Origin of the sequence: Collinsella sp. AF25-2LB (assembly GCF_003458415.1) — a bacterium.
Lineage (GTDB): Bacteria > Actinomycetota > Coriobacteriia > Coriobacteriales > Coriobacteriaceae > Collinsella.
Genome location: NZ_QRUF01000013.1, coordinates 1 through 12,920, shown reverse-complemented (window position 1 = coordinate 12,920; position 12,920 = coordinate 1). Strand labels below are relative to the sequence as shown.

General features: G+C 60.7%; 13 protein-coding genes. 3 read left to right on the top strand and 10 right to left on the bottom strand.

Features of this window, described 5'->3' with window-relative positions:
- Positions 1-192: 192 nt before the first annotated feature.
- The 10 genes from thiI to pyrR form a co-directional block, all read right to left on the bottom strand.
- Entirely contained in the window at positions 193-1,437 is a 1,245-nt protein-coding gene (thiI, locus tag DWY51_RS06935; protein ID WP_117770323.1) for a tRNA uracil 4-sulfurtransferase ThiI, read from the bottom strand.
- On the bottom strand, positions 1,438-1,719 hold the full coding sequence (locus tag DWY51_RS06930; protein ID WP_035138532.1) for a DNA-directed RNA polymerase subunit omega: 282 nt from the start codon (positions 1,717-1,719) through the stop codon (positions 1,438-1,440).
- Between the two features lie 5 nt (positions 1,720-1,724).
- On the bottom strand, positions 1,725-2,294 hold the full coding sequence (gene gmk / locus DWY51_RS06925) for a guanylate kinase (protein WP_006236131.1): 570 nt from the start codon (positions 2,292-2,294) through the stop codon (positions 1,725-1,727).
- Positions 2,295-2,603 carry an integration host factor, actinobacterial type gene (mihF, locus tag DWY51_RS06920; protein ID WP_006236130.1) on the bottom strand — a complete coding sequence of 103 codons (309 nt, stop codon included), beginning with the start codon at positions 2,601-2,603 and terminating at the stop codon, positions 2,295-2,297.
- Between the two features lie 239 nt (positions 2,604-2,842).
- Positions 2,843-3,559, bottom strand: a complete 717-nt coding sequence (pyrF, locus tag DWY51_RS06915; RefSeq protein ID WP_117770322.1) for an orotidine-5'-phosphate decarboxylase — start codon at positions 3,557-3,559, stop codon at positions 2,843-2,845.
- Positions 3,553-4,461: a dihydroorotate dehydrogenase gene (locus DWY51_RS06910; protein ID WP_006236128.1), complete on the bottom strand. Its 909-nt coding sequence runs from the start codon at positions 4,459-4,461 to the stop codon at positions 3,553-3,555. The genes pyrF and DWY51_RS06910 overlap by 7 nt, the downstream gene beginning before the upstream one ends.
- Positions 4,462-4,475: 14 nt before the next feature.
- Positions 4,476-5,243, bottom strand: coding sequence for a dihydroorotate dehydrogenase electron transfer subunit (locus DWY51_RS06905; protein WP_117770351.1), 768 nt, complete (start codon positions 5,241-5,243; stop codon positions 4,476-4,478).
- A 116-nt stretch (positions 5,244-5,359) separates the two neighbouring features.
- Complete coding sequence (locus tag DWY51_RS06900; protein WP_117770321.1) at positions 5,360-6,649, bottom strand: dihydroorotase; 1,290 nt, start codon at positions 6,647-6,649, stop codon at positions 5,360-5,362.
- On the bottom strand, positions 6,633-7,577 hold the full coding sequence (locus DWY51_RS06895) for an aspartate carbamoyltransferase catalytic subunit (protein ID WP_035138537.1): 945 nt from the start codon (positions 7,575-7,577) through the stop codon (positions 6,633-6,635). The genes DWY51_RS06900 and DWY51_RS06895 overlap by 17 nt, the downstream gene beginning before the upstream one ends.
- A 4-nt stretch (positions 7,578-7,581) precedes the next feature.
- The gene (gene pyrR / locus DWY51_RS06890; RefSeq protein WP_117770320.1) at positions 7,582-8,166 is read right to left on the bottom strand and encodes a bifunctional pyr operon transcriptional regulator/uracil phosphoribosyltransferase PyrR; all 585 of its coding nucleotides are present in this window, start codon (positions 8,164-8,166) and stop codon (positions 7,582-7,584) included.
- Between the two features lie 452 nt (positions 8,167-8,618).
- Between pyrR and rpmB the strand changes: the two genes are divergently transcribed.
- The 3 genes from rpmB to DWY51_RS06875 all read left to right on the top strand — a co-directional run bounded on the left by rpmB (position 8,619) and on the right by DWY51_RS06875 (position 12,825).
- Positions 8,619-8,807: a 50S ribosomal protein L28 gene (rpmB, locus tag DWY51_RS06885; protein ID WP_022094725.1), complete on the top strand. Its 189-nt coding sequence runs from the start codon at positions 8,619-8,621 to the stop codon at positions 8,805-8,807.
- Between the two features lie 516 nt (positions 8,808-9,323).
- Entirely contained in the window at positions 9,324-11,972 is a 2,649-nt protein-coding gene (adhE, locus tag DWY51_RS06880; protein ID WP_117770319.1) for a bifunctional acetaldehyde-CoA/alcohol dehydrogenase, read from the top strand.
- A gap of 88 nt (positions 11,973-12,060) precedes the next feature.
- A complete protein-coding gene (locus DWY51_RS06875) occupies positions 12,061-12,825 on the top strand; it encodes an aminoglycoside phosphotransferase family protein (RefSeq protein ID WP_035138543.1) in 765 nt (254 codons plus the stop codon).
- The last annotated feature ends 95 nt before the right edge of the window (positions 12,826-12,920 follow it).

The following is a 12,920-nucleotide window of genomic DNA, read 5'->3' as shown; positions in this document are numbered from 1 at the left end:
CGTGTCAGGAAAAGAGTCCTGCAACAGCCATTCTCCAAAACCGGTTTTCGCGGTCAAACCAAAAGCCGACCAAAACCTTGCGAAATACTGTCCATTTATTCAGGCACACGTCAGCAAATGAACACTTAGCCGCAAAATGCCCAGATAGCAAAAGACCGACGATGCAGACGCATCGTCGGTCTATGCACAAAATTACTCGTGATCTTGGTAAATCTCACGCGTAGCAAGCTCCGAATGTTTGCGTTTTAAGGTCTTAGGGGCCTTATACGTGTTGCTCTCGAAGTCAATGTACTCGGTCTGCTTGAGCAGGTGCTCGATCATCTCCTCATGATCGAACAACTCCCAGGCCTCATGCACGGCATCGAGTTTAGCGTGCGTCTCGGGACGACGCGGCATAAACAGCGTGCAGCAGTCGGGAGCGGCCTCAGTCGAAATATCGAACGTACCGATCTCCTCGGCACGCGCGATGATCTCCTGCTTGTCCGAACCGATGAGAGGGCGGAACACGGGGATCTTCACGGCCTCGTTGACGGCCATGATGTTCTCAAGCGTTTGGGAGGCAACCTGCCCAAGCGATTCACCCGTAACGATGGCCTTGGCACCCTCGATGTGTGCAATGCGCTCGGCAACCGAATACATAATGCGGCGATACATAATCACGCGCAGGTTGCTGGGACAGGTGACCGAAATCTCACGCTGGCAGTCGCCAAACGGCACCACGTACAGGCGGCCGATCTGGACACCTGGCTCAAGCGCACGGATGATGTCCTGCACCAAATACTCGCTCGTATCGGACGTCTGCGGACGACCGGAGAAATGTACCGGCACGCACACCGCGCCGCGACGCGCGAGCATCCAGGTCGCCACCGGAGAATCGATACCCGACGACAACAGCGTCACGACCTTGCCGGCAGAACCCACCGGCAGACCGCCCACGCCACGCTCGGAGCGCGCATACACGTAGACGCTACCCTGGACCACCAGTACGTGCACCATCGCATCGGGGTCGCGCATTTGAACCTTTTTATCGGGGAAGGCCTCGCACAGTACCTCGCCCACCTGACGATTGATATCAATCGAGGTGAGCTCATAGTCAGTATTGGAGCGCTTGGCGTGCACCTTAAACGAATCGAAAGGACCAAACTCGCGCAGTGCCTTCACGGCGGCGGCGCAGTACTCTTGCGGGTCGCGGTTGGTGTGATACGCCAAAGACACACGAGCAACGCCGGGAACGGTGCGAATGACACGCGCCGCCTCATCGGCCTGATGCTCGTTAAAGGTCACGAGAATATAACCGGAAATTCGAGACACGGCATTCACGGAAAAGGCGGCCAAGGCCGCCTTGATGTTATCCATGAGGATATGCTCAAAATGTGCGCGGTTCTTACCCTTCAGTCCAACCTCGTGATAGTGGACCAGGCAGACGCGAGCCGCCATTTAGGCTTCAGCAACCTTGTGGCCGAGCGCCTTCTCGTAACGGGCCTCGTCGTAAGAGATGTCGCCGTCGACAATCTCGTCCATAGCCATCGAAATGGTATCGGCACCGGAAAGCCCGATGGTGATGTCATCGACATCCTGGACGGCAAGCACGCGGTTGTGCTGGCCACGCAGCATGCTGTTAATGTCGCAGGCGCGCTTGGAGGCAAGCGAAGCGAGCAGGAAGCGGTTGTGATCGGTCTTCTCCAGAAGATCGTCAATGCAAGGCTTTACAACGGACACGGACCTCAGATCCTTTCATGCATATCGAGAACGCGAACGAGCTCATCGGTCGCGCGGTCGAGATCGTCATTAACCACGACGTCGTCGTAGCGGTCGGCAAGGGCAAGCTCATCGGCGGCGTTTGCCATACGCAGCTCAATCGTCTCGGGCGTCTCGGTACCGCGACCGACCAGGCGCTCGCGGAGTACCTCAAGCGAAGGCGGCTTGATAAAGATCAACACGGCCTCGGGGAAACGCTCCTTCACCTGCAGGGCGCCCTGGACATCGATCTCCAAAATCAGAGATGCGCCAGAGGCGAGCTTGGATGTGACCTCGCTCACCAACGTGCCGTAGCAGTTACCGTGGACCTCGGCCCACTCAACAAACTCACCGTTTGCCACGCGGCGGTCGAACTCCTCGCGCGTCAGAAAAAAGTAGTTGACGCCGTCGACCTCACCTTTGCGTGGTGCTCGCGTGGTAGCCGAAACCGTCAGGCCCAGGTTCGAGCGGCGCTCGCGCACACGAGTGACGAGCGTACCCTTCCCTGCGCCTGACGGTCCAGAAATCACAAAGAGCTTGGAATCCTGAGCGCTCACTTATTTGGTCAGCTGCTCGAGGAGCTGCTCGCGCTGACGGACGCCGAGGCCCTGGACGCGACGGGTAGCGGAGATACCAAGCTCCTCCATGATCTTGGCGGCCTTGGCCTTGCCATAACCAGGAAGAGACTCGATGAGGGTGGAAACCTTCATGCGGGAAGCGATGGGGTCATCGGAGTTGAGCACGGACTCGAGGGACTTCTCGCCCTTCTTGATCTGCTCGCGAAGCTCAGCGCGGGCGTGACGTGCGGCAGCAGCCTTCTCAAGAGCCTGCTTACGCTGCTCATCGGTAAGCTGAGGGAGTGCCATTCGTACCTCCAAATAGTTGGGTTATATCTGATTCAATAATTGGCATTTTAGCACGTAGAACGTACAAAATGCCCAATCGCGGCTCCATAGGTTAGACGATACCCGCAAAAAGTGCAATATACTGCGCCCAAAGTTAAGCCCCTGACCTGCGATTCCACACAAAGGATGGGAAAGTTTACGCAGGCACAGGGGCTATTTTGTGCTAATGAGACCCAAAAGTGGTGACTTAGGGGAATCTTTTACGCGATGTTTTCGACCAGCTCGGCGACAATGGCGTCAAAGGCGGCAACCGGATCGTCGGCGCCGGTGATGGGACGGCCCACCACAATGTGGCTTGCGCCACGCTCGATAGCCTGGGAAGGCGTCGCCACGCGGGACTGGTCGCCTAAGGCGGCACCCACCGGACGCACACCCGGAGTCACGATCAGGGCATCAGGACCCAGCAGCTCACGCATGTCGTGAGCCTCCATCGGCGAGCACACGATGCCATCGATGCCGTTGGCCTGAGCGAGCTTTGCCAGGCGGGCGGCCTCCTCGGCCACCGGCGACTCGACGCCAATCTCGCTCAAGGCATCCTGATTCATGCTCGTGAGCACGGTGATGGCGACGAGCTTGGCGCGGTCCTCGCGCGCCTCCTCGGCACCCTCGCGGCAGGCAGCGAGCATGGCGCCCGAACCCAAGCCGTGAACCGAGAGCAGGTCGGCACCGGCAAGCGAGGCCGAACGGGCGGCACCGCGAACCTGATGCGGAATATCATGGAACTTAAGGTCAAGGAAGACCTTAAAGCCCAGGTCCTTAAAGGTCTTGACGATCTCGGGGCCCTCAGCGTAATAGAGCGTCATACCAACCTTAAGCCAGGCGGCATGGCCCGAAAGCTCGTGGGCAAGCTCGAGCGCACGCTCGCGGTCGCAGTCGAGAGCGACGATTACGCGGTCGCGGGCATCGGTCTCTAGCATTCGAAAGCACCTACCAGTTCGTTGATGTCCTTCACGCCTTGGGACTCAGCCCAGGCCTCGAGCTCGTGCGCGATCTTGAGCGAAGCGCACGGATCGACGAAGTTGGCCATGCCGACCGACACGCAGGTGGCGCCGGCCAGGATAAACTCAGCCGCATCCTCGCCGGTCATGACACCGCCGACACCGTTGATGGGGATATCGACGGCCTGGGCAACCTCCCAGACCATGCGCACGGCGATGTGGTGGCACAGCGGGCCCGAAAGGCCGCCCTTGGGCTTGGCCACGCGGGACTTGCGGGTATGGACGTCGATGGCCATGCCCTGGATGGAGTTGATGACTGAAAGGCCGTCGGCGCCGGCAGCCTCGAGGGCCTTGGCGATCTCGGCGACGTTGACCGGAGCCATCTTCACGAACAGCGGCTTATCGGTCACCTTGCGGCAGGCAGCCATAACGGAAGAGGCGCCCTCGGGCGTGGAGCCCATGGCGGCACCGCCGGCGGCGATATTAGGGCAGCTCACGTTGATCTCGTAGCCGGCAGCCCAGGGGCACAGCTCGACATACATCTCGAGTGCGCGGACAAACTCGTCAACGGAGTGGCCGGCAACCTGACAGATGACCTGGCAGCCGTCCTTGGACAGCTGTTCGAGCCACGGACCGGACTCGCGGGCAAAGGCGGCCACGCCGGGGTTCTGAAGGCCCACGGAGTTGATCATACCGCCGGGAATCTCGGCCATGCGGGGCGCGGGATTGCCGGGCCAGGGCTCGGCAGCGCAACCCTTGGTGGTGATGGCACCCAGCTGGGAGACATCAAAGAAGTTCTGGAACTGCCAGCCGTAGCCAAAGGTACCGGCTGCGGTGTTGATGGGGTTTTGCATCTTGACGCCGCCGAAATCGACGGCCATGTTCACGGTACCCACTAGAAGACCACCACCTTGGAAGCATCGAACACGGGGCCGCACATGCAGGCGCCCTTCATACCGTCGACCGTCTCGACATTGCAGGTGTTGCAGGCGCCAAAGCCGCAGCTCATCATGCGCTCGAGCGACACCTCGCAGTACGCGCCGGCCTCGGCGGCAGCGGCGGCGACCTTCTTCATCATGACGGCGGGGCCGCAGCTGGCCACATAGTCGTAGCCGCCCTCGCCGAGCAGCTCGGATGCCGGGTCGGTGCAAAAACCGTGCGTGCCCAGCGTGCCATCATCGGTGCACACGTTAACCGTATCGCACAGCGCGCGGAACTCATCGACGCCCACGGCCTTGGACGCGGTGCCAAAGCCCAGGCACACGTCGACGGCTACACCCTGCTCGGCAAGCTTGTCGGCAAGGCACAGCACGGGCGGAACACCGATGCCACCGGCGACGAGCAGGGCCTTCCTGGTGCCCTCGGGTACCATCCAGCCACGGCCACCGGGGCCCAGCAGGTTAGAGGTGGAGCCAGGGCCCATCTGGGACAAACGACGGGTATCGTCGCCCACGACGGCGTACCACAGCTCGACGGTGCCAGCCTCGGCGTCGGCGCGGTAGTAGCTCAGGGGCACGCGAAGCAGCGAGGACGCATCGCCGGGTACGGCGATGTTCACAAACTGACCGGGCTTGAGCGCACTTGCAAGCTTGGGGGCCGAGATGACGAGCGAGAAGATGCCGTCGGCAATCTCCCGGTTCGAGACGACCTCGAAGTCGTGCATGCGTGCAGTGGAAGGTGTGGGCATAGACGCTCCAATCCCCCATGCGGTTGCATGGTCCAAACGAACAGAAAGCGCGGCACCGCAAGGGCGCCGCGCACAAAAGCGATAAGGCTATGCTAGCAGATGCAGCCGTCGGCAAGCGTCTGCTTACCGCCGACAAACACATCGGTGGCACGACCGGTGAGCGTGCGGCCGGCAAAACCGGAGTTCTCGGCGCGCGACTCGTAACCGTCCTCGCCAACCGTCCAGGTGGCGGACGCGTCGAACACGGTCAGGTCGGCAACGGAGCCCGCCTTGACCTGAACCTGGTCGAGACCCAGGATCTCACGCGGCTTGATGGCCATGAGCTCGACCATGCGGCCCATGCTCATCTTGCCCGTGTTGACCAGCTCGGTGAGTACGAGCGACAGCGAGGTCTCGAGGCCGATCATACCAAAGGGCGCAAGCTCGAACTCACGGGCCTTCTCCCACGGGGTGTGAGGAGCGTGATCGGTGACGATAACGTCGACGGTGCCGTCGATGACGCCCTGACGGATGGCCTCGGCATCCTCCTCGGTGCGCAGCGGCGGATTGACCTTGAGCGAGGTGTTGTAGGTCTCGTCCAAGTCGTTCTCGGTCAGAAACATGTGGTGCGGGGTGGCCTCGCAGGTCACCTGGACGCCAGCGGCCTTACCGGCACGCACGAGCTCGAGACCGTGAGCGGTGGAGATGTGCTGGATGTGCAGCTTGGCACCGGTCAGCTTGGCGATCTCGATGTCGCGGGCGATCTGGAGCTCCTCGCCGGCAGCCGGCCAGCCCTCGAGAGCCAGACGGGTCGAGACCTTGCCCTCGTTGATCTGGCCGTGGCCGACCAGGTCCTCGTCCTGGCAATGGCTCATAAAGACCTTGCCGAACATCTTGCCGTAGTCCATGCAGCGACGGAGCATACCCGCGCCCTGCACGCCGCGACCGTCGTCGGTGAAGGCGACGGCGCCGTGGGCGACCATATCGCCCATCTCGGACATGGCCTCGCCCTTAAGACCGCGGGTCATGGCGCCCGACGGATAGACGCGGCAGTGACCGACCTCGGCAGCGCGGGACTTGACGAACTCCACGACGGTGCCGTTATCGGTGACGGGATCGGTGTTGGGCATGGCGCACACGCCGGTAAAGCCGCCCTTGGCAGCTGCGCGGGTGCCGCTCTCGATGTCCTCTTTGACCTCGTAGCCGGGCTCGCGAAGGTGAACGTGCATATCCACCAGGCCAGGGACGAGGTACTTGCCGGAAAGGTCGCGGACCTCGGCTCCCTCGACGGCGAGATTCTCGCCGACCTCGGCGATCTTGTCGCCGTCAATCAGGACGTCAACGACACCGTCAAGCTCGACGGACGGGTCGACGACGTGGGCATTCTTAAGAAGCAAGGCCATTATCGGCACCTCCAAGCAGCAGATACAGGATAGCCATACGCACGCAGATACCGGCGTAGACCTGCTCCAGGATGACGGAGCGTTGCGGGTGGTCGGCCATATAGGAGTCGAACTCGACGCCGCGGTTGATGGGGCCCGGGTGGCAGATGATCGCATCGGGCTTCATGAGCTTCTCGCGGTCCTTGGTCAGACCGAAGAGCTTGTGGTACTCACGAATGGTCGGGAACGGGGCACCCTCGAGGCGCTCCTGCTGCACGCGCAGCATGTAGACGACGTCCAGCTCGGGCAGGACGGAATCGAGGTCGCTCGTCACGTGGTCGCAGCCCAGGACCTCGGGCGCCGGCGGCAACAGCGTGCCGGGGGCGACGGCGTAGGTCTCGCAGCCCATGATCTTAAGGGCGGGAATCAGCGAGCCGCAGACACGGGAGTGCGCGATATCGCCGACGACAGCGACCTTCAGACCGTGGAAGTCACCCTTGTGCTCCCAGATGGTGTACAGGTCGAGCAGGGCCTGCGTGGGATGGTTGTGCTTGCCGTCGCCGGCGCAGATGACGCTCGCGGGCGAGTTCTGCGTGACGATGTAGGGAGCACCGGCGTGCTTATCGCGCACGACGATGCAGTCGATCTTATAGGCGTTGAGGGTCTCGACGGTGTCGACGAGGCTCTCGCCCTTGACCGTGGAGGTCGAGGAGCCGCCAAAGTTGAGGCTGTCGGCCGAAAGACGCTTCTCGGCGAGCTCGAAGGAGCTACGGGTGCGCGTCGAGGGCTCGTTGAACATGTTGACGATGGTCTTACCCTTGAGCGTGGGGACCTTCTTGATCGCACGCTCGTTGACCTCAGAGAACGCCTTGGCGGTCTCGAGGATGAGCTTGATGTCCTCTTCGGAGTACTCGGTAATGTCGATCAGGTGCTTATGGTTGAACGCCACGGTACTACTCACCTCCCAGCGGCGCGGAGCCCACGTGGGAACCCGGCGCGACGTCGTTAATCTCGACGGCGGTGTGGCCGTCGACTTCCTTCATATATAGGTGCACGTTCTCCTCATGCGACGAGGGAACGTTCTTGCCGACAAAGTCCGGCGAGATGGGGAGCTCGCGGTGACCGCGGTCAACGAGAACTGCCAGCTCAATACGGCTCGGACGGCCCAGGTCCATGACGGCGTCCAGAGCAGCGCGGATGGTACGACCCGTGTACAGGATGTCGTCCACCAGCACGACGCGCTTGCCGTCGACGCTAAAGGGAATGTTGGTGGCGTGGATCGCGGGAGCGAAATTGGTCGCATAGTCATCGCGGTAGAAGCTGATGTCCAGGCTGCCGAGCGGAACTTCGACGCCCTCGATCTCCTTGATCTCCTCGGCGAGCTTCTTTGCCAGAAGGTCGCCGCGCGTGACGATGCCGACCAGAGCGAGGTCTTCACAGCCCTCGTTGCGCTCGAGAATCTCGTGCGCGATGCGGGTCATCGCTCGATTGACGGCGGTCTCGTCCATGATGACCGCCTTGGGGGAAGTCGTGCCCATCGATCTCCTTCCTCACATGTCTTGACTGCTGACACAGTCAAAAAAATAGATGCCCGACCGCTTAAAGCGGACCAGACACCCACAGGAAAGGCTGCTCGCATGGCAGCTATGTAATTCCATGTGGGTATCTCGTACCCCTTTAATGGTCAAGGGATAGTGTAGCCAACCTCGAGCTTAATTGCGAGCATAAATACAGAGCAATCCGTAAACGGAGCCCAATGCTCCATAAACCTATATATATTTGTGGGACGAGCTTGAAAACGCACGCACGAGCTGGCATAATCCCCTCTGCTGCACGCAAATCGGATCTACGTCCAGGGCCGTGGCGTGGGCACTATCGCCAAAAGAGGAATATCTCTGTGTAGATTGCGCACAGGGAGCGACTTCTGTGCTATAGTTCAGGCTTGTTTGTTAACGCGACATGTTCGTTTGTCGCCCAAGGAGGGTCAGTTATGTCCAAAGTTTGCGAAGTTTGCGGTAAGCACCCCGTTGCCGGTCGCTCCATCAGCCACTCTCACCGCGTCACCAACCGTAAGTTCCGCCCCAACATCCAGCGCGTCTACGTTGTCGTCGATGGTCACCGTCGCAAGATGAACGTTTGCTCCACCTGCCTCAAGTCTGGCAAGGTTGCGCGCTCCTAAATAAGGTCTTACCAACAAGTACCTCGGACTCTCCGGGTCAAAGACCTCGCGTTCATATAGAACTTACCAAAGGCGTCCTCCCCTACGGAGGGCGCCTTTTTGCACTCATTGGGGACAGACTTACATGAGTGTTTGCAGATGTCAAAGGGATCGTAACCCAGCTGGTATGCCCTGTAGCTTGACCAGCGGTACGCCTCGATTGAGCCAAGCGCACCTTTCACGAGATTGAGACGAATATAGTCGAGCAGCTGCACCGCCTGCGTGTCTGACTCAACCGCGACCCGCGAATAGCAATTGTCAAGAAGATGCCCCGTTCTTCCCGTTTTCCGATTGAAATTCTCATGTAAGTCTGTCCCCAATGAGCGGGGCGATGCAGCAGGCAGATAGTTTTAGTTAAAGCGTTTCAGTTTATTGAAGCGTTTTAGTGTGCCTTTTACGGGAATCTTACCGTTCGCCGAATAATTTCTTGCTATCATGCAAGGCGTAGGGTAAATCTCCGATCGCAAGGAGACACAAATGGTGAAAAAGTCACCGGAAAACACTACTCCCGCAATTGTGGACAACGTAGAGGCGCTTGAGGCTAAGCTCGCTCAGATGCGAGAGGCCCAGGCGCTTTTTGCTACGTACACGCAGGAGCAGGTCGACAAGATCTTCTATGAGGCCGCCATGGCCGCCAACAAGGCTCGTATCCCGTTGGCGAAGATGGCCATCGAGGAGACCGGCCGCGGCGTTCTTGAGGACAAGGTCATCAAGAACCACTACGCCGCAGAGTACATCTACAACGCTTACAAGAACACCAAGACCTGTGGTGTCCTGGAGCGCGACGAGGCTTACGGCATCACCAAGATCGCCGAGCCCATCGGCATCGTGGGCGCCGTCATCCCGACGACCAACCCCACCTCCACCGCGATCTTCAAGACGCTGATCTGCCTGAAGACCCGCAACGCCATCATCATCTCCCCGCACCCGGCTGCCGCCAAGTGCACCATCGCCGCCGCCAAGCTCGTGCTTGACGCCGCCGTCAAGGCCGGCGCCCCCGAGGGCATCATCGGCTGGGTCGATGTCCCCTCCATCGAGCTGACCAACATGGTCATGCGCGACGTCGACATCATCCTCGCCACCGGTGGCCCGGGCATGGTCAAGGCCGCTTACTCCTCGGGCAAGCCCGCCCTGGGCGTTGGCGCCGGTAACACCCCGGTCGTCATCGACGACACCGCCGACGTGCTGCTCGCCGTCAACTCCATCATCCACTCCAAGACCTTCGACAACGGCATGATCTGCGCCTCCGAGCAGTCCGTGACCGTCATCGACACCATCTATGACCAGGTCAAGGCCGAGTTCCAGAAGCGCGGCTGCTACTTCGTCAAGCAGGGTGCCGAGATGGAGGCCCTGCGTGCCGCCATGTTCAAGAACGGCGCTCTCGATCACCGCATCCCCGGCATGGCCGCTGCCAAGATCGCCGAGCTCGCCGGCATCGAGGTTCCCGCCAAGACCAAGATCCTGATCGCCGAGGTCACCTCCACCGACCCCGCCAAGGAGGAGTTCTCCCACGAGAAGCTCTCCCCGGTCCTGGCCATGTACCACGCCAAGGACTTCCAGGAGGCCGTCGACAAGGCCGAGCACCTGGTGCTTGCCGGTGGCCCGGGCCACACCGCCTCTCTGTACGTGCACCCCGCCCAGGCCGAGAAGATCAGCCTGTTCGAGCACGTCATGAAGGCCTGCCGTATCGTCATCAACACCCCGTCCTCGCACGGCGGCATCGGTGACCTGTACAACTTTGGCATGAAGCCGTCTCTGACCCTGGGCTGCGGCTCCTGGGGCGGCAACTCCGTCTCCGAGAACGTTGGGGTGAAGCACTTGATCAACGTTAAGACTGTGGCCGAGCGCCGTGAGAATATGCTGTGGTTCCGCGCTCCCGAGAAGGTCTACTTCAAGAAGGGTTCCACGCCCGTCGCCCTCGACGAGCTGGGCAACGTCATGGGCAAGAAGCGCGCCTTCATCGTCACCGACCAGTTCCTCTTCAAGAATGGCAACACCCGCGCCATCGAGGCCAAGCTCGACGAGATGGGCATCGCCCACGACTGCTTCTACGACGTCGAGCCCGATCCGTCGCTGCAGTGCGCACGTCGCGGCGCCAAGCAGATGGCTCTCTTTGAGCCGGACGTCATCATCGCCGTCGGCGGTGGCTCCGCTATGGACGCCGGCAAGATCATGTGGATGATGTACGAGCACCCCGAGTGCAAGTTTGAGGACATGGCCATGGACTTCATGGACATCCGCAAGCGTATCTTCACCTTCCCCGAGATGGGCAAGAAGGCCTACTTCGTCGCCGTCCCGACCTCTTCGGGTACCGGCTCCGAGTGCACGCCGTTCGCCATCATCACCGACAAGGAGACCGGCATCAAGTGGCCGCTCGCCGACTACGCGCTGCTCCCCAACATGGCTATCGTCGACGCCGACAACTGCATGACCGCCCCGCGCGGCCTGACCGCTGCCTCCGGCATCGACGTCATGACCCACGCCATCGAGTCCTACGTCTCCATCATGGCTTCCGACTACACCAAGGGCCTCTCCGAGCGCGCTGCCAAGCTCGTCTTCGAGAACCTGCCCTCCAGCTTCACGAACGGCGCCAAGGATCCGCACGCCCGCGAGGAGATGCACAACGCCTCCTGCATGGCCGGTATGGCCTTCGCCAACGCCTTCCTGGGCCTCAACCACTCCATGGCCCACAAGCTCGGCGCTTTCCATCACCTGCCCCACGGCCTCGCAAACGCTGTCATCCTGACCCGCGTCATGCGCTACAACGCCGCCGAGGCACCCGTCAAGATGGGTACCTTCTCCCAGTATCCTTACCCCAACGCGCTGCACAACTACGCCGAGATGGCCAAGTACTGCGGCATCGAGGGCAAGGACGACAAGGAGGTCTTCGAGAACTTCATCACGAAGCTCGAGGAGCTCAAGGACTTCATCGGCGTCAAGAAGACCATCGCCGACTACGGTGTTGACGAGCAGTACTTCCTCGACACCCTCGACGAAATGACCGAGCAGGCATTCAACGACCAGTGCACCGGCGCCAACCCGCGCTACCCGCTCATGAGCGAGATCAAGGAGCTCTACCTGGACGCCTACTACGGCCGCGAGCCCCAGGATTACGCCGTCTGCTAGTTTTAGCACGGTTTTTAACGGCGGGGGTGCACGGGTGTTTCACACACCCCCGCCGTCGCTTCTATCGCATCGTTGAAAGGATGCAACCATGCTGCTACCCGATTCCAAGACCGAGCTCGTCCGCCGTGGCAACAAGGTCGTTTACGACCTGGGCGACAAGATTGTCAAGGTCTTTAACGAGACCAAGCCTGTCTCCGACGTGTTCAACGAGGCTTTGAATCTTGCCCGCATCAATGAGTGCGGCATCCGCAGCCCCAAGGCGCTCGAGGTTTCCCAGCTCGAGAACGCCAACGGCTGGGCGCTCGTGACCGAGAAGGTTCCGGGCACCACCCTTGCCGAGAAGATGACTGCCGAGCCCCAGCGCTTTGGTGAGTACCTCGAGATGTTCGTCGACCTCCAGATCGAGATCCACGGCTACACCTCCCCGCTGCTCAACCGTCAGCGCGACAAGTACGCCCGCATGATCGACAGCCTTGATCAGCTCAATGCCACCACGCGCTACAACCTTCAGGAGCGTCTGGACGGCATGACCAAGGAGTTCAAGGTCTGCCACGGCGACTTCAACCCCTCCAACGTCATCGTCGGCGACGACGGTCAGCTCTATGTGTGCGACTGGGCACACGCTACCCAGGGCTCCCCTGCTGCCGACGTTGCCACCACCTACCTGCTCTTTGCCCTCAACAGCAAGGATCAGGCCGAGGCCTACCTGGAGCTCTACTGCGACCGCGCCGACATGCCCATGCAGGTCGTGCGTCAGTGGACGAGCATCGTCGCCGCTTCCGAGCTCGCTCGCAAGCGCAACGTGAACGATGAGTTCCTGAAGAACTGGATCGACGTCGTCGATTATCAGTAATATCTGAGCGATTCATTTCGCATCGGAGGCACAAAGGAAAACCCCGCAGCTCGAATGAACTGCGCCCCAATTCTTGGACGGGCTAATAAGCGGCC

What these genes read in the sequence shown, in the direction of transcription:
- pyrR (WP_117770320.1), bottom strand. Translation starts at nt 8,166, where the DNA reads ATGGGCACGACTTCCCCCAAGGCGGTCATCATGGACGAGACCGCCGTC.
- adhE (WP_117770319.1), top strand. Translation starts at nt 9,324, where the DNA reads ATGGTGAAAAAGTCACCGGAAAACACTACTCCCGCAATTGTGGACAAC.
- pyrF (WP_117770322.1), bottom strand. Translation starts at nt 3,559, where the DNA reads ATGCTAGAGACCGATGCCCGCGACCGCGTAATCGTCGCTCTCGACTGC.
- DWY51_RS06905 (WP_117770351.1), bottom strand. Translation starts at nt 5,243, where the DNA reads ATGCACGACTTCGAGGTCGTCTCGAACCGGGAGATTGCCGACGGCATC.
- rpmB (WP_022094725.1), top strand. Translation starts at nt 8,619, where the DNA reads ATGTCCAAAGTTTGCGAAGTTTGCGGTAAGCACCCCGTTGCCGGTCGC.
- mihF (WP_006236130.1), bottom strand. Translation starts at nt 2,603, where the DNA reads ATGGCACTCCCTCAGCTTACCGATGAGCAGCGTAAGCAGGCTCTTGAG.
- DWY51_RS06910 (WP_006236128.1), bottom strand. Translation starts at nt 4,461, where the DNA reads ATGGCCGTCGATTTCGGCGGCGTCAAGATGCAAAACCCCATCAACACC.
- DWY51_RS06900 (WP_117770321.1), bottom strand. Translation starts at nt 6,649, where the DNA reads ATGGCCTTGCTTCTTAAGAATGCCCACGTCGTCGACCCGTCCGTCGAG.
- DWY51_RS06875 (WP_035138543.1), top strand. Translation starts at nt 12,061, where the DNA reads ATGCTGCTACCCGATTCCAAGACCGAGCTCGTCCGCCGTGGCAACAAG.
- thiI (WP_117770323.1), bottom strand. Translation starts at nt 1,437, where the DNA reads ATGGCGGCTCGCGTCTGCCTGGTCCACTATCACGAGGTTGGACTGAAG.